The sequence below is a fragment of the Mesorhizobium sp. M7A.F.Ca.US.005.03.2.1 genome, assembly GCF_003997795.1.
In the GTDB taxonomy this organism is placed as follows: domain Bacteria; phylum Pseudomonadota; class Alphaproteobacteria; order Rhizobiales; family Rhizobiaceae; genus Mesorhizobium; species Mesorhizobium ciceri.
The window spans coordinates 1-17,435 of the sequence record NZ_RZRP01000034.1 but is presented as its reverse complement, the minus strand read 5'-3'; the positions used below and the strand labels follow the sequence as shown (position 1 = coordinate 17,435).

25 protein-coding genes and 1 pseudogene are annotated in these 17,435 nt (G+C 61.8%); 8 read left to right on the top strand and 18 right to left on the bottom strand.

All coding sequences use genetic code 11. The annotated features are described in order from the left end of the window. Nucleotides 1-331, top strand: a 331-nt coding sequence (locus tag EN991_RS03765; RefSeq protein ID WP_164768851.1) for a hypothetical protein, incomplete at its 5' end; no start/stop codon positions are given. Nucleotides 332-335: 4 nt separating this feature from the next. Here EN991_RS03765 and EN991_RS03760 read toward each other — a convergent pair. The 5 genes from EN991_RS03760 to EN991_RS03740 form a co-directional block, all read right to left on the bottom strand. Continuing rightward, on the bottom strand, nucleotides 336-926 hold the full coding sequence (locus EN991_RS03760; protein WP_127368183.1) for a Swt1 family HEPN domain-containing protein: 591 nt from the start codon (nucleotides 924-926) through the stop codon (nucleotides 336-338). Next, nucleotides 923-1,621, bottom strand: coding sequence for a DUF5343 domain-containing protein (locus EN991_RS03755; RefSeq protein WP_127368182.1), 699 nt, complete (start codon nucleotides 1,619-1,621; stop codon nucleotides 923-925). Before EN991_RS03755 ends, EN991_RS03760 begins: the two co-directional genes overlap by 4 nt. Before the next feature lie 172 nt (nucleotides 1,622-1,793). Continuing rightward, nucleotides 1,794-2,186: a RidA family protein gene (locus EN991_RS03750; protein ID WP_063172891.1), complete on the bottom strand. Its 393-nt coding sequence runs from the start codon at nucleotides 2,184-2,186 to the stop codon at nucleotides 1,794-1,796. A gap of 224 nt (nucleotides 2,187-2,410) precedes the next feature. After that, on the bottom strand, nucleotides 2,411-2,872 hold the full coding sequence (locus EN991_RS03745; RefSeq protein WP_127368181.1) for a hypothetical protein: 462 nt from the start codon (nucleotides 2,870-2,872) through the stop codon (nucleotides 2,411-2,413). After that, entirely contained in the window at nucleotides 2,873-3,256 is a 384-nt protein-coding gene (locus EN991_RS03740) for a DUF6152 family protein (RefSeq protein WP_127368180.1), read from the bottom strand. A gap of 212 nt (nucleotides 3,257-3,468) precedes the next feature. On the opposite strand from EN991_RS03740, the gene EN991_RS03735 reads away from it, so the two are divergent. Further along, the gene (locus EN991_RS03735) at nucleotides 3,469-3,789 is read left to right on the top strand and encodes a DUF1476 domain-containing protein (RefSeq protein WP_127368179.1); all 321 of its coding nucleotides are present in this window, start codon (nucleotides 3,469-3,471) and stop codon (nucleotides 3,787-3,789) included. A gap of 160 nt (nucleotides 3,790-3,949) precedes the next feature. Here EN991_RS03735 and EN991_RS03730 read toward each other — a convergent pair whose 3' ends face one another. Then, complete coding sequence (locus EN991_RS03730; RefSeq protein ID WP_013530103.1) at nucleotides 3,950-4,504, bottom strand: DUF4142 domain-containing protein; 555 nt, start codon at nucleotides 4,502-4,504, stop codon at nucleotides 3,950-3,952. A gap of 133 nt (nucleotides 4,505-4,637) precedes the next feature. Next, nucleotides 4,638-5,381, bottom strand: coding sequence for a DUF899 family protein (locus EN991_RS03725; RefSeq protein ID WP_164753717.1), 744 nt, complete (start codon nucleotides 5,379-5,381; stop codon nucleotides 4,638-4,640). A gap of 145 nt (nucleotides 5,382-5,526) precedes the next feature. Between EN991_RS03725 and EN991_RS03720 the strand changes: the two genes are divergently transcribed. Then, nucleotides 5,527-5,862, top strand: a complete 336-nt coding sequence (locus EN991_RS03720; protein ID WP_013530101.1) for a hypothetical protein — start codon at nucleotides 5,527-5,529, stop codon at nucleotides 5,860-5,862. A gap of 28 nt (nucleotides 5,863-5,890) precedes the next feature. On the opposite strand, the gene EN991_RS03715 is transcribed toward EN991_RS03720, so the two are convergent. The 5 genes from EN991_RS03715 to EN991_RS03695 all read right to left on the bottom strand — a co-directional run bounded on the left by EN991_RS03715 (nucleotide 5,891) and on the right by EN991_RS03695 (nucleotide 10,676). Continuing rightward, nucleotides 5,891-6,715 (bottom strand): carbohydrate ABC transporter permease, encoded by an 825-nt coding sequence (locus tag EN991_RS03715; protein ID WP_127368177.1) that lies wholly within the window; start codon nucleotides 6,713-6,715, stop codon nucleotides 5,891-5,893. Between the two features lies 1 nt (nucleotide 6,716). Beyond that, nucleotides 6,717-7,679, bottom strand: coding sequence for a sugar ABC transporter permease (locus tag EN991_RS03710; RefSeq protein ID WP_127368176.1), 963 nt, complete (start codon nucleotides 7,677-7,679; stop codon nucleotides 6,717-6,719). 46 nt (nucleotides 7,680-7,725) lie between these two features. Next, entirely contained in the window at nucleotides 7,726-8,994 is a 1,269-nt protein-coding gene (locus EN991_RS03705) for an ABC transporter substrate-binding protein (protein ID WP_127368175.1), read from the bottom strand. Between the two features lie 282 nt (nucleotides 8,995-9,276). Next, nucleotides 9,277-9,765 carry a GNAT family N-acetyltransferase gene (locus EN991_RS03700; protein WP_024504138.1) on the bottom strand — a complete coding sequence of 163 codons (489 nt, stop codon included), beginning with the start codon at nucleotides 9,763-9,765 and terminating at the stop codon, nucleotides 9,277-9,279. A gap of 5 nt (nucleotides 9,766-9,770) precedes the next feature. Beyond that, nucleotides 9,771-10,676, bottom strand: coding sequence for a lytic transglycosylase domain-containing protein (locus EN991_RS03695; RefSeq protein WP_027162099.1), 906 nt, complete (start codon nucleotides 10,674-10,676; stop codon nucleotides 9,771-9,773). A 181-nt stretch (nucleotides 10,677-10,857) separates the two neighbouring features. Here EN991_RS03695 and EN991_RS03690 point away from each other — a divergent pair, with 181 nt between their 5' ends. Next, nucleotides 10,858-11,427: a methylated-DNA--[protein]-cysteine S-methyltransferase gene (locus EN991_RS03690; RefSeq protein WP_013530095.1), complete on the top strand. Its 570-nt coding sequence runs from the start codon at nucleotides 10,858-10,860 to the stop codon at nucleotides 11,425-11,427. Nucleotides 11,428-11,575: 148 nt separating this feature from the next. Here the strand turns inward: EN991_RS03690 and EN991_RS03685 are convergent, their stop codons facing one another. Genes EN991_RS03685 through EN991_RS03675 form a run of 3 tightly spaced genes read right to left on the bottom strand, consistent with a single transcriptional unit; the run spans nucleotide 11,576 to nucleotide 13,267 of the window. Then, a complete protein-coding gene (locus EN991_RS03685; RefSeq protein ID WP_245460889.1) occupies nucleotides 11,576-11,947 on the bottom strand; it encodes a nuclear transport factor 2 family protein in 372 nt (123 codons plus the stop codon). Nucleotides 11,948-11,973: 26 nt separating this feature from the next. Further along, on the bottom strand, nucleotides 11,974-12,363 hold the full coding sequence (locus tag EN991_RS03680) for a nuclear transport factor 2 family protein (RefSeq protein ID WP_013530093.1): 390 nt from the start codon (nucleotides 12,361-12,363) through the stop codon (nucleotides 11,974-11,976). A 1-nt stretch (nucleotide 12,364) separates the two neighbouring features. Next, entirely contained in the window at nucleotides 12,365-13,267 is a 903-nt protein-coding gene (locus EN991_RS03675; RefSeq protein ID WP_164766182.1) for an MBL fold metallo-hydrolase, read from the bottom strand. A gap of 149 nt (nucleotides 13,268-13,416) precedes the next feature. On the opposite strand from EN991_RS03675, the gene EN991_RS03670 reads away from it, so the two are divergent. Beyond that, nucleotides 13,417-14,307, top strand: a complete 891-nt coding sequence (locus EN991_RS03670) for a LysR family transcriptional regulator (protein ID WP_064994529.1) — start codon at nucleotides 13,417-13,419, stop codon at nucleotides 14,305-14,307. Nucleotides 14,308-14,333: 26 nt separating this feature from the next. On the opposite strand, the gene EN991_RS03665 is transcribed toward EN991_RS03670, so the two are convergent. Continuing rightward, nucleotides 14,334-14,663: a hypothetical protein gene (locus tag EN991_RS03665; RefSeq protein WP_027162103.1), complete on the bottom strand. Its 330-nt coding sequence runs from the start codon at nucleotides 14,661-14,663 to the stop codon at nucleotides 14,334-14,336. A 274-nt stretch (nucleotides 14,664-14,937) separates the two neighbouring features. On the opposite strand from EN991_RS03665, the gene EN991_RS03660 reads away from it, so the two are divergent. The 3 genes and pseudogenes from EN991_RS03660 to EN991_RS40705 all read left to right on the top strand — a co-directional run bounded on the left by EN991_RS03660 (nucleotide 14,938) and on the right by EN991_RS40705 (nucleotide 15,872). Next, nucleotides 14,938-15,150 carry a cold-shock protein gene (locus tag EN991_RS03660; RefSeq protein ID WP_010910991.1) on the top strand — a complete coding sequence of 71 codons (213 nt, stop codon included), beginning with the start codon at nucleotides 14,938-14,940 and terminating at the stop codon, nucleotides 15,148-15,150. Nucleotides 15,151-15,421: 271 nt separating this feature from the next. Continuing rightward, nucleotides 15,422-15,622 (top strand): hypothetical protein, encoded by a 201-nt coding sequence (locus tag EN991_RS03655; protein WP_127368173.1) that lies wholly within the window; start codon nucleotides 15,422-15,424, stop codon nucleotides 15,620-15,622. After that, nucleotides 15,619-15,872: pseudogene (locus EN991_RS40705) on the top strand (hypothetical protein). Before EN991_RS03655 ends, EN991_RS40705 begins: the two are co-directional and overlap by 4 nt. A 22-nt stretch (nucleotides 15,873-15,894) precedes the next feature. Here the strand turns inward: EN991_RS40705 and EN991_RS03645 are convergent. Both EN991_RS03645 and EN991_RS03640 read right to left on the bottom strand, forming a co-directional pair. Continuing rightward, nucleotides 15,895-16,503 (bottom strand): glutathione S-transferase family protein, encoded by a 609-nt coding sequence (locus tag EN991_RS03645; protein ID WP_127368172.1) that lies wholly within the window; start codon nucleotides 16,501-16,503, stop codon nucleotides 15,895-15,897. Nucleotides 16,504-16,615: 112 nt separating this feature from the next. Then, entirely contained in the window at nucleotides 16,616-17,404 is a 789-nt protein-coding gene (locus tag EN991_RS03640; protein WP_245460890.1) for an EAL domain-containing protein, read from the bottom strand. Nucleotides 17,405-17,435: the final 31 nt, after the last annotated feature.

Genomic DNA, 17,435 nt, shown 5'->3' with positions numbered 1-17,435 from the left:
CCTCGCCGGCCTCGGCTTCAAGGTGCTGGCGACCTCAGGCACCGCCCGCTTCCTCGCCGAAAACGGCGTCGACGCCCAAAAAATCAACAAGGTCCTGGAAGGCCGCCCCCACATCGAAGACGCCATCCGCAACCGCCAGGTCCAGATCGTCTTCAACACCACGGATGGCCAGAAGGCGGTGTCGGACTCCAAGTCGCTCCGCCGTGCCACGCTGATGCAGAAGGTGCCGTATTATACGACGCTGTCGGGAGCGGCCGCGGTGGCGGAGGCTATTGCGGCGCTGAAGGCGGGGAGTTTGGAAGTGCGGCCGCTGCAGGAGTATTTTGCGTGAGGAGCTAGCGTGGGCCTGCCATCACCCGAAACCAGTCTTTGATAGTAAGATGAAGACGGTCGACTTCGTCTTCGGCCAAAAAACCACAATGGGCGATCGTACCACGTAACACGTTAAGCTGATGCAGTACCCTTGATAGGGCTGGTTGGTTACTCATGATGCCGGCGAAATTCGCCCAGTTTTTTCTTATTATGTCCCCAAGCTGTCCAAAAGTAGTATAGTCTATTTCCCGCTCGGAGCGGATCGAGAGAGCCAGCTCCAGTTCTCTTTTACGATTCTTATCAACCTCGTCTTTAATCACCTGATCGACACAAGTATCCCACCAGGATCGGCCATAAGATTCCTCTAATGTCTCTTGGATTATTCTTCTAATCTCGTTCTCTACGAGATAGAATAATTCATAGTATGATGCCATCTTCGAAGCACGAGAACGGCTCTCCCTAGAAAATTGCGCCAGGTGCTCGTCGTAAACCGCAGCAGCATCCGTACGATTCATGCCTAAGGGAGAGCCGTCAGCCTGATCAAATTTCTCCACTTCCGCCTGGATTACAGCGCATTTCAGAATGTATAGCTCCAATTTATGAAGGTCTATCATTTTATCAGGTTTTCCCTGATGCTTCGAAATATTGTGTTGTATATTTCTATGTTTGTAGTCGCAGGTAGAACCAAATTAATCTGATATGAGATACCGTTAAGGCTTAGCTGAGGGGCGCTAATGCGATCCGGTGTAGAACTCATCGAATCTGAGTTCGCGGGGGCGTTTACGGCAGCAGCCTTATTCTCATCAGCTCCTTGCGCATACTCTTGGAACGCACTGAAAGTACCGTAAATATAGCCAACAACTTTGTCCGCACGATTTAGCCCAGTGATGCTGACGATTGCGTCGATAATCTTGTCGCGATCGGCCTTGTGCGCGTACTGATTCCGTTTAAAAATTTCGGAAAAGCCCGTCTTCAACGCGTGGAGTGCAGCTGAAGCCCTGCCTCCGTCAGTTTGAAATTCAGAGTAGTAGTTGGTAGGTGTGCCATCACTAGTTAAGAATCCAACCCTTTTCAAAATAGGTATAACTGGTATTGAACTTCCACCAGTTATCTCAAATACAGTGTTCAGGAAGTCTCTATTAAATTTTGGCGGTCTCTCGCTGACAGGTATTTTCTGAATCGCCCTTTTAAACACGCCAACACTAGACGTGTATGGCATGTTTCCGGGTATCTCTCGATTGGGTACTGCCTTCTTTTCGTCTTTCACAGCGGCCACGGCTGCGTTTGAACCAGTTTCTTTTTCTGCCACTTTCCCCTCCTGCCCTATTCGAAATATTATAAACTGACTGGCATTACATGCAATCCTCCGGCCACTCTATCGCTGCGCCCGACACCGGCAGCTCCTTCATCTGTTTTTTGTACATATTGAGTGCCTGCAGCATCTTCTTGGCGAATCGCCCACGCCGTATTGGTGAAGCCCCTCAAGCCACAGCCACACACTCGATCTCGATATCAAACTCCATCGGCCAAGACGCCACAGGCACAAAACTGCGCGCCGGCGGGTTGACGCTAAAGTACCTCGCATAAACCCGGTTGATGGCGTTGTAGAAGCCGGAATTGACGGCGTAGATGCGCACCATCACCACATTGTCGAGCGAGGTGCCGGCCGCTTCCAGGCAATGCTTCAGCGCCTTCAGCGACGCCTCGGTCTGCACCTCGATGTCGCCGCGCACCATCTCGCCGGTCACCATGTCCACCGGCGGCGTCGCCGAGATGAACACGAAGCCGTTGGCCTTGACCGCCGTCGAACAGGGCAGGCCGAGCGCCCGCACCTTGTCCGACATGACCGGCACTTCGATGATTTCTTTCTTCATGGCAAATCTCCCTTGTTTGCAGGGAGCTTATCCCCGCACTGGCGGAACGCCAGCGCCGTTCTTCCCTTCTCCCCTTGTGGGAGAAGGTGGATCGGCGCGTTAGCGCCGGGACGGTTGAGGGGTGTTCCAGCGGAATGAGGCGGCGGCGTTCCCTGGAACACCCCTCATCCGACCTCGCTTCGCGAGGCCACCTTCTCCCACAGGGGGAGAAGGAAGATGCGGCGCTAAAGAAAACCAATGAACCGTCCTGCGAAAAGCACGGAAGTCCACAACAGCATCGAGAGCACGGCCAGGGCGATCCCGCCTGCCGGCGCGTCGCCGCCTGTTGCGCGGCGAAAGCGCATGAAGGCGAGGAAATTGACGCCGGCGAGAAGGATGAGTGCCATCTTGGCGAGGAAAACCGGCATCGCCGCATAGGTGCCCGCCTTGACCGAAAACAGCAGCGAGCCTGTGACGAGCGCACCCGCGAACGCACTTAATGCAATGCGGCGCAGCAGCGCGACGAATGCGGCTTGCGGCAGCGAACGGAAGGCGCCGCAGATCCTGAGGTCCATGAGAACGACGCTGGTCAGCAGCGCACCGATCGACATGATGTGGAGCGCATTGACTATGGGGTAGGCAATGAAGGAAGCCTTCAGCCACCGCGCCAACGCAAGATGCTCAATGCCGGCAAGGAACTCGGCCATTTACGCCGGCGGCACTCGGTCGGGATAGACATCATAGGTTTTGCCGCCGACGATGACGCGGACAGCTTTCATGCGCTTTTCGCTCGCCTCCACCGAGCGGTTGCCGATCGCGGTCACCTCGTCGCCGACCTTGGCCACCTCCTCCGTGAAGCCGGCGGCGATCGTGCGTGATGGCGGCGCCATCTCCACCCGCCAGGCCTCACCCTCCGCGTCGACATCCAGCGTGGCGTGCGGATTGCCGATATAGATGGCCGTGATCTTGCCCTTGAGTTCGAAAAACCCATCCTGTGTCCACGACCAGCCGTGATGGGCATAGGCCGCGGTGCCGGCGGCAAGCATCACGGCCGCCGTCAGCGCGACGCTGCGAATTGCCTTGAACTGCATCGCTCGTCTCCTCGGTTCATCCCGCAGGCACTTGAGAGTAGGACACGGCGCGGCAACGTCAAATCATATCGAGCGAAAGACTGGACCGCCAAGCGCCCGCCCAATCGCCGGCATGACGCCTTGTTAATGACACCCATGCGCGCCACTCTCTCTTTCCTGGCCGTTCTTCCCCTGGGCTGAAGATCGGACTCCCATCGGAAACGAGGCGAACCATGAGCAGCATGAGAGACCGTCAGGAAGGCTTCGAAAAGAAGTTTGCGATGGACGAGGAAACGAAGTTCAGGGCCATGGCGCGCCGCAACAAGCTGCTCGGCCTGTGGGCCGCCGAACAGCTCGGCAAATCCGGTGCTGACGCCGACGCGTATGCCAAGGAGGTCGTGCACGCGGATTTCGAAGAGGCAGGCGACAACGATGTGTTCCGCAAGGTCCGCGCCGACTTCGACGCGGCGGGCATCGCCCAGTCGGATGGCCAGATACGCACCGCCATGGAAGAGCTGCTGGTGACCGCGGTCGAGCAGATCAGGTCGACCTGAGCGCCGCTCAGCCTTGATCGGTAGGGCGTGCCGTCCTTAAGGCACAGGGCCACATTGTGGTGTTGGTTGGCCAAGCGGGCTGGCTTCCATCGTAGCGCTCTACGGCGCCCCCCTCTGTCCTGCCGGGCAGGACAGAGGGGGGCGCCATAGTGAACCGCCCTCACCCCTGATGCGCGGCGGCCAGTTCCTTCACGTGTTTTTCGTGCATCTGCAGCGTCGGCAGGGTTTTCTTGGCGAATTCCTTCATTGCCGGGTCGTCGCCGGATTTCGCATAGCCGCTGAACAGCGCGACGGCTTCCTTATGAGCGTTGGTCTGCATCTCGATGTATTTGGCCTGGAATTGATCGCCGCTGGCGCTCTTCAGCTCATCGAGCATCTTCTGCTCCTTGGGCTGCAGGGCCGGACCGGACGGTGCGGTGGCCGAGGTTGTCTGGCCCTGGGCAAGCGCCGCCTTGAATTCCTCGCCGGCCTTGGTGTGATCGGCGATCATCTGTTTGGCGAACGCCTTGACGTCGGCGTCGGTTGCCTGTTGCTCGGCGAGCTTGCTGGACTCGATCTCGAACTCATTGGCGCTCGGCACCGTCTTGATGAAGGTCGAAGTGTCGACCTTCGTCGTGGCGGCGAGCGGCGTGGTCGTGGCGGTCGTGTTCGACTGGGCAAAGGCCGGCGCGCCGGCAAGCAATGCTGCTGCGGTCAGAATGGTAAGCGTCTTCATGGCATGTCTCCGGTTGGAATTGTCCCTCGGACAATCCAACGTCGCTTGGGCACTCCGGTTGCAGGTCATGAGGAAGAAGCCTGCGCGTGTCGCCTCGATTACCCGAACCGCGGCGGCTGACCAGAGCTACCTTTCAGTGGCAGCAAGCCTCGCCATATTGCAGCTGCTCGTTCCAGTTCGGGCGGCCTTCAGGCGTGAAATCCATCAGGTTCCAAAGCGTTTCGCAGGTGCCGAGGCCACGCGGATCCTGACCGGGCTCCGTCGGTGCGAAATCCAGTTCCGAACTCCAGAAATGGCGTATGCCGTCGGGGTCGCGGTGAAACACCGACAGCAGCGGGATCTGTGAGCCGTCGGCCGCCTCCGCATTGTAGTCGCGCTTGAAGCTGTTGGCCGCCGAAGACACCAGCCGCATGTTGCGCCAGCCCCGATCTCGACCGAGCGTGACCAGGTTTTCGAGCGCGGTCTTGCCCACCACCGCGAAATTGAAGCCGGCCGCCTGGAGATGCCCGACCGCGCCGTCGAACTGATCGAGCAATGCCGTGCAGGACGGACATGGCTGGTCCGGTCGGGCGAGCTTCGCCGTGCCGCCGCTGGTCGCCACATCGCGCTTCTCCTGCGGGTGGCGCGGGAACATCATGTTGTAGAGGATCAGGCTGTCCTTGCCGGGCGCGAACAGCTCCGACAGCCTTGTCTTCGCGGGCTTGCCCTGGGCATTCAGTGCGTCGAATTCATAGTCCTGGCGGATCGGCCCGCCCGGCGGCAGCGCGCGCCGGGCCTCGGCGACCTCTTCCATGGCGCGGCGCAGCTCGATTTCCTTCTTCAGCAATTTTTCGCGCGCGGTGCGGTATTTCGCGGATTCGTTGGGAAAGGTGATCATGATCGGCTCCTTCAAGTCGCGGCGCCGGCGTCCCGGCGCGGTTGCTCTGCGACCCAAGGACGTTTGGCGGTGATCGGCTCCGACATTTATTGCGCATGGTGATATGTCGTAATCCCTGTTCGGGCAGCGTGATCCGGGGGACGAAATGCACGACGACGAGATCGATCTGCGCTGCCCGCAAGTGGTGGCCGACAATGCCGCCAAGGGCCTCAGACTGCGCGGAGAATTCGGCCGCGGCGGCACCGAGATCGGCGTCGCCCGCGCCACCGAACTGAAGAACCGGGAAAAGCTCGCGCCCTCCACCATTCGCCGCATGGTCAGCTATTTCGCCCGCCACGAGGTCGACAAGCGCGGCAGGAACTACGGCAATGAGCAGAACCCTTCGGCCGGCTACATCGCCTGGCTGCTGTGGGGCGGCGACGAAGGCCGCACCTGGGCGCTTGATCTCAAGCAGAAGATAGGCAACGCGCCGGACATCTGACAACGGTCCGCACTACGCCGACCGCTCCTCACCCCTTCACACCGCCGGCGGTCAGGCCGGAGACGATCTTGCGCTGGAAGATCAGCACCAGCACCACCAGCGGCACCGTGACGATCACCGAGGCGGCCATGATGTTGCCCCAGGGGATCTCGAACTGCGAGTTGCCGGAGAGCAGCGCGATCGCCACCGGCACGGTCCGCTGTGCGTTGTTGGAGGTGAAGGTCAGGGCGAACAGGAACTCGTTCCACGCACCGATGAAGGCCAGCAGTCCGGTGGTCGCCAGCGCCGGCCACATCAGCGGCAGGAAGACCCGGGTGACGATGATCCACGGCGTCGCGCCATCGAGGATCGCCGCCTCCTCGACCTCGACCGGCAGGTCGCGGACGAAGGTGGTGAGCACCCAGACGGTGAACGGCAAGGTGAAGATCATGTAGGAGAAGATCAGCGCGAACAGCGAATTGTAGAGGCCGAAGATGCGGACCAGTTCGAACAGCCCGGCCAGCAGCGCCACCTGCGGGAACATCGACACCGACAGGATGATGAACAGCAGGGCCGAGCGGCCGCGGAATCGAATGCGCGCCAGCGCGTAGGCTGATGTGACGCCGAGCAACAGCGACAGCGCGACGACTGCGCCGGAGACGAAGAGCGAGTTCGCGAGGTTGCGCACGAAGGCGCCCTCGGTCAGCACATTCCGGTAATTGGCGAAACTGATCGTCGTTGGCCACAGATCAGCCCGGAACAGGTCGGTCCCGGATTTCAGGCTGGTGACGATCGCGTAATAGAACGGGAACACCGCGACGAAGACGATTCCCGCGACCAGCAGATAAAAGGCCGTGCGCTTCACGATCCACATCTCAGCGGTCCCCGTCCAGGCTGATCCGGCCGATCCGGATGGTGACGATGGTAAGCAGAGCGAGGATGAGGAAGAGCAGGGTCGAGGCGGCGGAGCCATAGGCGAATTTGTCGAACTCGAACAGGTTCTCGCGCGCGAACACCGACATCGACTTGGTGTGCACATTGTTAGGGGTCAGCACATAGATCAGGTCGAAGATACGCAGCGCATCGAGCGCGCGGAAGATCACCGCCACCAACAGCGCGGGGCGGATCAGCGGCAAGGTCACCCGCCAGAAGATCTGCCAGGGGTTGGCGCCGTCGAGCCTGGCGACCTCGATGATCTCCCTCGGCAGCATCTGCAGCGCGGCCAGGATGAGCAGCGTCATGAATGGCGTCGCCTTCCAGATATCGACGATGAGGACCGCCGCCATCGCGGTGTCGGCGTTGGCCGTCCAGGCGATCTTGGTGCTGATCAGGCCAAGATTGAGCAGCACCACATTGATGATGCCGAACTGGTCGTTGAGCATCCATTGCCACATCTTCGCCGAGACGATCGTCGGGATCGCCCAGGGGATCAGGATCGCCGCCCTGACGATGCCGCGGCCTGGGAATTCGGCGTTGAGAACCAGGGCAACGATGGTGCCGAGGATGGTCTCACAGGTCACCGAAATCACGGTGAAGCGCACCGTGTTCCAGACGGCACGCCACCAGACAGGGTCGACCAGCAACCCGTCATAGAGGGTCCGGCCGCTTGGCATGTGAAGTACCGAAAAGTAATTGGCGAAGCCGACCCATTGGCGCGCGTCGAGATCGGCCAGCGAGGCGTCGGTGAAGCTGAAATAGACCGTGCGGGCAAGCGGCCAGCCGGCCGCCGCGGCGAGCACCAGAAGCATTGGCGCCAGGAAAAGCCACGCCGAGCGAACGCGCTGTGCCCTCAACGGCGCGTGCGCGGCCTTGGCTGTTTCCGGTTTCATCCCTGTCATCTCGCTCCGCTCGCTGCGGTCCCGCCGGCCGGCTGTCCCAGTATCATCACCAGCCTCGGCCCTTCAGCTTGGTCAGCGTCGCTTCGAGGTCGGCCAGATTGTCGGCGGCAGTGCCGTCGCCCGAGAGAGTGTTGTGAACAGCGTTCCAGAACTGGCTCGACGCCTCGTTGTATTTGATCCTGGTCGCGGCCGAGGGGCGCGGCACCGCATTGAGAAAGATCTGCTTCCAGCGCGGAATAATCGGGTGTTGCCTGGCGATGTCGGCATCGTCATACAGCGCCTGGATGGTAGGCAGGTTGGACGTCTTCAGCGCGCGGTATTTCTGCATCGCGGGCGAGGCAATGAACTTGACCAGCTCGATCGCGGCATCCGGATGCTTCGAATATTTGGAGACCGCGAGGTTCCAGCCACCCAGCGTCGCGACCGGTCGGGCGCCTTCGCCGGTGCCGGCCGGCAGCGGCGCCACGTCGAACTTGCCCTTGATCGGCGAGCCCTCGCCGTTGCCGAGCGCATAGGCATAGGGCCAGTTGCGCATGAACACCGCGTTGCCGGTCTGCCAGACGCCGCGCGATTCCTCTTCCTGGTAGGCGAGCACGCCGGGCGGCGCGATGGTCCCAACCCAGCCCTTGACCATATCGAGCACCGCCGCCGCTTTTGGATTGCTGATGGAGATGGAGCCGTCCGGCTCGATGATCTGGCCGCCGCCATTCGACATCACCCATTCGAGCGCGTTGCAGGTCAGCCCCTCATAGGCGTTGCCCTGAAAGACGAAGCCCCAGATATCCCGATTGCCGGCTGCACGTTCCTTATCCATGACCAGCCTGGCGGTGTCCGCCAGTTCCTTCCAGGTGGCCGGCACCTTGGCGCCATATTTGTCGAGGAGATCCTTGCGGTAGTAGAGCGCCGGCGCATCGGTGAAGATCGGCAAGGCGACCAGCTTGCCGTTGACGGTCTGCGACTGGATGATCGACGGGAAATGCTCGGCCACGATGTCCCTGGTCGCTGCGGTCAAATCGACGAACTGGCTGGCGAGCTGCGGCGCCCAGATCACGTCCGTCTGGTAGACGTCGATGTCGCTGTTTCCGGCGGCAAGCCACAGCCGGTACTGGCCGAACTGGTCGGTCCCGGACGTCGGCATGACGACGATGTTGACCTTGTTGCCGCTGTCTTTCTCGTAACGGTCGAGGATCTCGCGCAGCACCTTGATGCCGTCGCCGGTATCGCCCGACACCATCGACAGCTCGACGGCCCGCGCCGGCGTACCAACCAGCATGGCGGCGACGCCGAGCGCCAGGAATGCGTGAGAAAACTTCATGGTGATGGACGTCCCTCCGCGGCCGGCCACGGAAAATCCTCCCACGCGCCGGCAGCTTGTCAGGCCCTCACCTCCCATTGAATGCGAAGCGGCGCTTTGGGTTCCCAAATCGCGCCGTTCCTGCGTGAGGCGACACCCATCAGGGGGTGTTGAGATTCAGGTCAGGCCGAGTCGAAAATGGTGGTTTCCGAGAACCGGAGCGGAGCGTACTTTTGGGTACGTGAGCACCGGAAGCGCAGGAAGCCATCATTTGCGGGCCGGCATCACCTGAATATCAGCACCCTAGCCTTCCCAGGCGACAGGCATCATACCCAGCCGCTCATAGAGCCGGACGGCGGCGGGATTCTCGACCGTGTTGGTCTTGAGGTCGACATGGTCGGCGCCGCGTTCGCGAAAAACGGCGAAGGCGTGCCACATCAGCGCTTCGGCAACACCCTTGCCGCGCGCCTCGGGATGAACGGCAAGATCCTTGACGAAGGCGCGGGTCCAGCACAGCGCCGCCGCCGCCAGCCGGCCCTTGGCGTCGATGACGAGGAAGCACAGCGCCGGGTCGAATTCGGGATCGTCCGCGATACGCGGCCACCACTCGTCGAACGGACCATCGGCGCCGTCATCGAACACTTCCGTCAAAAGCGCATGCAGGGCGGGCGCGTCACCAGGCTCGAAACTGCGCATGACAAAGCCGTCGGGCCAGTGCGGCGGAACCAGCGTCTCGTCGAGGATCTTGCGCAGCCGGATGTCGTTCAGGGCCGGCGGGCGCGGTTCTGGCATCGCGCTCAGGCGTCGGGTTGCAGGCGACGGCGCTGGCGGTCGCGGCCAAGGCCGGTCGCCTCGAGCAGGCCCTTGCGCTTGGCGTCGTAATAGTAGCCGGTCTGATAGAGCCAGTCGGCCTTCTTGGCGTTGCCGCCGGCCACCAGCCAGGCGCCGCGCAGATATTTGACCGCGTATTTTAGATTGGTTTCGGCGTCGAACAGGCCCTTGGCCGGTCCGTCATAGCCCATGCCGCGTGCCGTCGCGTGCTTGATCTGCATCAGTCCCCAATGGCCGTTGTTGTAGGCTTTCGGGTTGAAGGTGCTCTCGCGGTTGACGACATGGCGCACCAGGTCCACCGGCACCTGGTAGATCGCCGCATATTTCTCGATCAGCCGCTCGACATCGCCACGCACGCCCGTCGCGTGTTCTTCTTGCACGGGCCCTGCCGGAAACTGGACCAGGGCCGCCGGGTTCTGCGGCACGACATAGGCGACCTGCTGGACGCCGGGCATGCGGTCGCCCTTGGCGGTTGCCGGCACGATCAGCCCCGCGGTCGTATAAGTCTCGGCCGCCTTGACCGGTTCGTTCGCATTTGCCGGCGGCGGCGCCTGCCAGGCATTGGCGGTCATCACCGCGGGCACGGCTGGTGCCGCCGGTGTCGATCCGGCAAAAGCGGCGGTCGCCGCAGCCGGCTGTGCGGCGGAATCGGGCGGCAGCTCGGCCGTCTGAACGGGGGCGATCCCCGATGATTCCGGCAGCACCGAAACCGTCTCCGGCAGAGGCACGGTGAAGCCGGCATCAGCGCCGGCGGCGGTCGCTGTTTCGGTGAGAGCAGGCGCGGACTTCATCTGCGAGGTCGACGTGCAGCCGCTGATGCCGGCGGCGGCCAGGATCACGCCGATCGCGATAAGGTTGAGTTTTGCTGGCAAGCCGCGCTCGGGTCCGGTTTGTCGGGTTGTTAAGAAATCCCTTACACCAGCGATTCAGGCCGGGCAATCGGGGCGATCAGGTGGTTTTCGGGTGGCGAGACGCGGGCGGCGATGCCATATTGTTCCGGATATGTACTGGGACGAATCCCGGATTTCGCCACTTTGCGGGAAGGAACGCATCATGGTCACGACAGCTTCGATCACGGCCGGCCACGCAGTGTTAGAAACAGTGATCGGTTTCATGGGCATTGCCTGGAGCGAAAAGGGCCTGATCCGGCTCTGCCTGCCCGAACGCAGCCGCGAAGCGGTGGAACGGCGCCTGCTGCGTCACGGTGGCGTTTCCGCTTCCACGGCGCAGCCGCCATGGGTGGTCGAGCTGATCGCAGCGATCAAGGCCTATGCGGCGGGCGAGGATGTCGATTTCTCCGCCGTACCGGTCGATCTCGACGGCGTCGACGATTTCCGCCTCGCCATTTACGACGCGGCGCGAAAACTCTCCTTCGGCGAAACCACCACCTATGGTGAGCTGGCCAAGACCGCCGGCCATGCCGGGCTCGCCCGCGAAACCGGGGCCGCCCTTGGAGCCAATCCGGTGCCGCTGGTCATCCCTTGCCATCGCATCCTTGCCGCCGGCGGCAAGATCGGCGGCTTCTCGGCGCCGGGCGGCTCGGTCACCAAGGAGAAGATGCTGGCCATGGAAGGCGTGCGCGTCGGCCCGCCGCCGCCGGCGCAGGTATCGTTCGGGTTTTGAGCGGCGGCCGGCGCTGGCAGAAGGCCTGGATCAGTACATCGGTCGCTTATTGACCGGGTTGGCGGGCACCGGCTGCATCACGTCCCAATGCTCGGCGATCTTGCCGTTTTCAACGCGAAAAATGTCCACGATGACGGTCTCCGGCATGTTACCTGCCCTCGGTTGAACGACCTGGGTCCATGACGAGGTCGCCTTCGGCGATCACCCGCTTGAAGTCGACTTTTTGTTTTGGCCAATTGGCGACACCCATGCTTTCGAGAAGCTTTTTGACCGAGTCTCGGCCATCCGTCATCGTCGGGTTATGCTGAATGTAAGCCTCGGCCCAATAGCGGTCCAGCGCGGCAAGGTCATGGTCGCCGAACAGCGCCTGATAGGCTTTCAGGACAAGCGTCCTGTTTTTTTGAGTCAATTCATGCTGTTGCAGCACCTGCTTGACCGGCTTGGTGTTTCCCGCATGCGCCGCGGCGGTGAGCGCCGCGACCGCGAAAGCGGCCGCCGCGAAGGATTTAAGTTGCAGCACGGATGTCTCCCTCGGTTGCTTCGGTGTCAGGCCAATGCGCGCGCAACGAGCACCGTATCGACATACTGCCGCATGCGGATGATCTTGCCGTCCCGCAGTTCGTAGAGATGAGCGAAGGGGGCCGTCATGGATTTTCCCGTCGCCTTATATGTACCGGAATACACGCCGAAGGCCGCCACCCGGTCGCCATCGGCAATGAAGCTGTGCACGTCGGCGTGGTATCCGATCCACTCCGAGCCGAGCCGCTTGAAGACCCCCTGCATCAGGGCCTCGATGCCGACATAGGTGCCGGCATAGGGGAATCCTTCCGCCTCGGTCCATTCGATGTCGGCGGAAAGAACGGCCAGCAGATTGCGGCCGTTCTCCTCGGAAGTTCCCTCGTAGGTTCCACGGATCAAATCGAGGTTCGTCGCCATGTCAGCCCCACTTCATCTCGCCCTTGGCGACCTTGGATCCGACATCGAGGGCGACGCCCATACCGAGGCCGGGGAAGCGGGTCTCCATGGCGGCCTTCAACGCGGCGCTGTCTGCCGCCTTGTCCAGTTCTTCCTCGAAGGTGAGGAGATAGGACTTGGTGAACTCCACCGCCGAAGGACCGATCGCGGCATCGGGGGCCATGTGGCCGGGCACCACGACAGCGGGCCTGCGGGCGGCAATCGCGTCCAGCGTCTTGATCCAGGCGGCACGGCTTTCCCTGGTCTGCGTGCCGGCGGTCCAGACGTGAACGCCCGAGAAGATCATCACCCCGCCGAAAACGGCATTGAGCGACGGCACGAACAGATAGCGGCGGTTGGCCAATCCTTCTTCCGCATTGACGATCTCTACAGTCTCGCCATCGACCGTCAGCGTTGCGCCGTCGAATGCCTCGGGGAGGACGATGTCGGAAAGCGCCTGCGGGCCATTTTCCTTCAGTTGCGGACCCCAGACGGCGAGCTTCTTCTCCACATTGCCCTTGATGGCTTCCAGCGTGGCGGAGGCAGCGATGACTTTTGCCTCCGGGAAGGCGTCCCTCACCGGCTTCAGGCCGAAGTAGTAATCGGGATCGGACTGAGTGACATAGATGGTGGTCAGCTTCTTGCCGGTGGCCTTGAGGGCATCGGCGAGCGCCTTGCCGTCCGGATAGGTGAAGCCGCCGTCGATCAACAGGGCTTCGCTCGGCCCCGACAGTAGCACCGGCGCACGGAAGAAACCGTTTGGACCCGCCGGGAAGTGTTTCCAGCCAAGCTTGGCGCCGGCGGCCTGGCCGCTGTCGATGGGCGCGAAAACGGCGGTTGCGCCGAGGGCCAATGAGGTCTTCATGATCTGTCTCCTCGTGAACATGGAATATCTCCGTTGAATGAAAGGGGATCGGGTGCGGCTACGGGCCCGCAGGGCGGACGGTAGACGGCACGGTAAGCCCTCTGGATTAATCAATAAATTGGCCGTAATAATACAAACTGTATGTTGAAAGCTTACAATGAGCCTTCGTGGTGGAATCGATAAACCTCAATCGCCTCGCCTATTTTGCCACCGTGGTCGACGCAGGTTCCTTTACCCGCGCGGCCGAGCGGCTTGGCATCACGAAAACAGTCGTCAGCCAACAAGTCGCTCGCCTCGAGGCTGAGCTGCGGACCACGCTTCTCGTGCGCACGACGCGAAGGGTCGAGCCGACGGAAGCAGGCCGTCTTCTGCATGCACGCTGCGTTCTGATCCTGCGGGATGTCGAAGAAGCGGTCGCCGAGGTTGGCGAGGCCAACGCCGAGGTGGCCGGTGTGCTGCGTGTTTCCGCGTCCAATGACTATGGCGCGATCGTGCTGGCCCCGATCGCCGCCCGCTTTCGCCAGAGATTTCCGGCCTGCGGCGTCGAACTGGTCATTTCCGATGCCATAATTGACTTGATCGGCAACAAGATCGACCTGTCCATCCGGGTTGGCTGGCTGGATGACTCCAGCCAGCAGGCGCGACGCATCGGCACCTTCCGGCAAATCCTGGTCGCGTCGCGGGATTTCGCGGCCGGGATCAGGGTGAACAAGCCGGAAGATCTTTCTTCCTTGCCGCTCGTTGCCAATGCCGTGCTTCGCAAGCCGTTCACCTGGAACTTCACCCGAGGCGATTCCGAGCCGCGCACCATCACCCTGCGCGAGGCGTTCTCCATCAACTCGACGCCCGCCGTACTGGAAGCGACGCTCGCCGGCGGCGGACTGGCAGTTCTGCCGGACTATCTGGTCGTCGACTATCTATCGCAAGGCCGCCTCGTCCACGTGCTCCCCGACTGGGCGCTGCCCTCCGGCGGCATTCACGTGGTCTATCCGGCGGCGCGCTTTCGCCCGCAAAAGGTGACGCAATTCGTGTCCATGCTCACGGAACATATCCGGGATTGAGAGCAATGGCTGCCGGTCGACAAGCGCTAGTTGTTATGGAAGAACCGCCGGCGGAAATGCCGGTCGTTGTCCGGCCGCTTGCAGTTGTAGACCGGGCAGGACTTTGTGTCGGCGCTCGGCACGTAGGCTCGTGTCCTCACCTCGCCCATGCTGCAGAATCGCTGGCTCTGCACATAGCGGTCGTAGAGCGGCAGTCCCGGCACTCGCTTCGACTGGTAGCGCAGGATGACCGCCCCCTGCCGGGCGATCGTCGCCTGAACCTTGCCGCAGCTCATACGCGTCGGGTCGTAGCGCGAGATCGCCTGAGCCTGAGCGGCGACAAGCGTCAGGCAGGCGGCAAGCAGAATGGTTTTCATGGTCCTCTCCCTGATCCGCCGCCCAGGGACGTCGCGATCCGTCGTGACGCTCTCACGCGATTGGGGCGGCCATTGGGCAGCGCCCTGATCACGGCTTTCTCACACAGTCTTGTTTTTTGTGCGAAAGCAGCCTATATGCCTTCCATTGATATTTCGGCCGATCGATCCGGGCCTCGCGATAATCGCGTTTGCTGACGTCTATCTCCAAAATCTCGATGCACACCGGCTGGACCTCGGTCCGGTCAATCTAAAGCAAATGTGAAGGACTATCTAAATGGCAACTGGAACGGTCAAGTGGTTCAACGCCACCAAGGGCTTCGGCTTCATTCAGCCTGACGCGGGCGGCGCGGACGTATTCGTCCACATCTCCGCTGTCGAGCGTGCTGGACTGTCGACCCTGGTCGAAGGCCAGAAGATCAACTTCGAGATCGAGCAGGACCGCCGCACTGGCAAGTCGTCCGCTGGATCTCTGAGCAAGGCAGCCTGATTTTGCGATAGCGCGCGCCGGGCGAGAGTTCGGGGCGCGCGGCAAGTCACGGATGTACTGACAGTCGCGCGAGAAGCGCGCTGGAGCGGAAAGACCCGACAAGCTGGATCAGCAGATAGCTGCCAGCCCGGACCGGACGCTCCCGATCAGGCTACCAAGCATGGGAAGGCGGGATTTATCCCGCCTTTTTTGCTGTCTGGGTTAGGTGGCGCAGCCTGCACTATGGTTCCAACTTGTGGTACTTTTAGCCCAGTAGTGGTACCATTCGGCCATGACCAAACTTGAGCAGATCGAAAAATCCGTCGCCGAACTGAGCCCCGAGGAACTGAAGGCGTTTGCCGCCTGGTTCGAGGCGCTCCAGGCGGATATGTGGGACCGGCAGATGGAAGCCGACGCGAAGGCGGGCCGTTTGGACAGGCTTGCCGAACAGGCGCCGGCTGACCATCGCGCTGGTCGGACGCGGCCTCTGTGAACCACGTCGCCTCTCCATCGTTCTGGGAGGCTTATGAAAAACTGCCATCGTCAATCAGAGCAAAGGCGGACAGGCGTTTTGCCCGACTGCGTTCGATCCTTTTCATCCCTCACTGCATTTCAAACAGGTCGGTCGCTATTGGTCGGCGCGAGTTGACGAAAACTATCGGGCTGTTGCCATACGCAACAATGAAGATGTGATCTGGTTCTGGGTCGGCACCCACGCCGACTACGACCATTTGTTGAAATAGCCCCTCCTTCAGGAGGAGAAGGCTACCCCACCCACTCGATCGGCACATGCCCCGGATCCGCTTCCACGCGGCCAAGCCATGCCGACACCGCCGGATAGGCGTCGAGCTGGAAACCGCCCTGCTCCGCCGTATGCGTATAGGCATAGAGCGCGATGTCGGCGACGCTGAGCGCGCTGCCGGCGAAGAAGGCATTGTTTTCCAGATGCCTGTTCATCACGCTGAGCGCCTTGTTGCCGCGCTCCAGCGTCACCGCCAGCCGCTCCGGGGTCGCATCCCCAGCACGTTCGGGAAAGGTCAGCAGCGCCTTGCGCACGGCTATGTAGGGCTCGTGGCTGTATTGTTCGAAGAAAAGCCATTGATACGCGAGCCCACGCTCATACCTGTCCGCCGGCAGGAAGCGTGTGCCTTCGGCGAGATAGAGCAGGATGGCGTTGGATTCGGCCAGCCGCCGGCCATCGTCGAACTCGAGCAGCGGCACCATGGCGTTCGGGTTCTTGGCGACAAAGTCGGCTTTGCGTGTGTCGCCTGTGTGCGAACTCACCTCGACGTTGGTGAAGGCCAGGCCAAGCTTCGCCATCAGCAGGCGCGGCTTGTAACAATTGCCGCTGTCGATCATGCCGTAAAGTATCATGGCTGTTCCCCCGAGCACTCTCTCCGCGCGATTATCGCAGCGGCGGCGGACTCAACCAATGATTTGTTTTGTCGCGACGATCAGCGCCGCTGATGTGTGAATAGTGGCGCCCCTAGCCGAACAGCGGGACGACATTGCCGCCGGTACCCAGCAGCGTGTCGATGTTCAGTGGCTCTTCCTCGAAAACGGTCCCCGCCAAGGCTGGGCGGGCGAGGAGAAAACCCTGCAGCAGGTCGACGCCGCCCTCGAGCGCGACGCGCAGATGGGTGGGCTGCTCGATGCCTTCGACCAGCACCTTGGCGCCGCGGTCATGCAAGCTGGAAACCAGCGGGCGGAAGAACCGTTCAGCGGCAGCGTGGCGACAGAACTCCGCGAACCAGGTGCCGTCGATCTTGACGATGTCGGGCTTGAGCAGGCTCACCCGCTCCTCGGTCGAGTGCCCGGTGCCGAAATCGTCGATGGCGATGCGGATGCCGTCGCGCCGCATTTCGCGCACCAGCCGCGCGAGAAGCGCGTCGTCCGCCGCCTGTTCGGTGATTTCGCAGACCAGCATGGCCGGCGCCAGGCCGAACTCGCCGAGATGCCTGGTCATCAGGCGAATCTCGGCCAGTGCCCGCCCGGCATGGTCGTTGATCAACGGATTGTAGTTGAAGAACAGGTCGAGCCCGTCGACGCCGATGTTGCGAAAATTCCTGAGATGCAGCGCCCGGCACATGGTTTCCACAAACAGCCGGTCCGAGACGGCAACGCTTTCGAAGAACATCTTTGGCGCGCCGGGGCGGCCCGCACGGTGCGGCTCGATCAGGGCTTCGGCCGCGACCGCGTGAAGGAACCGGCCGCGCGGCGCAATGTCGGCGATGCGATCCGGGTCGACGAAGGCGGCATCGAATACGGCATGTATGGCGAGGTCCGGCTGCGCAGCGCCTAACAGC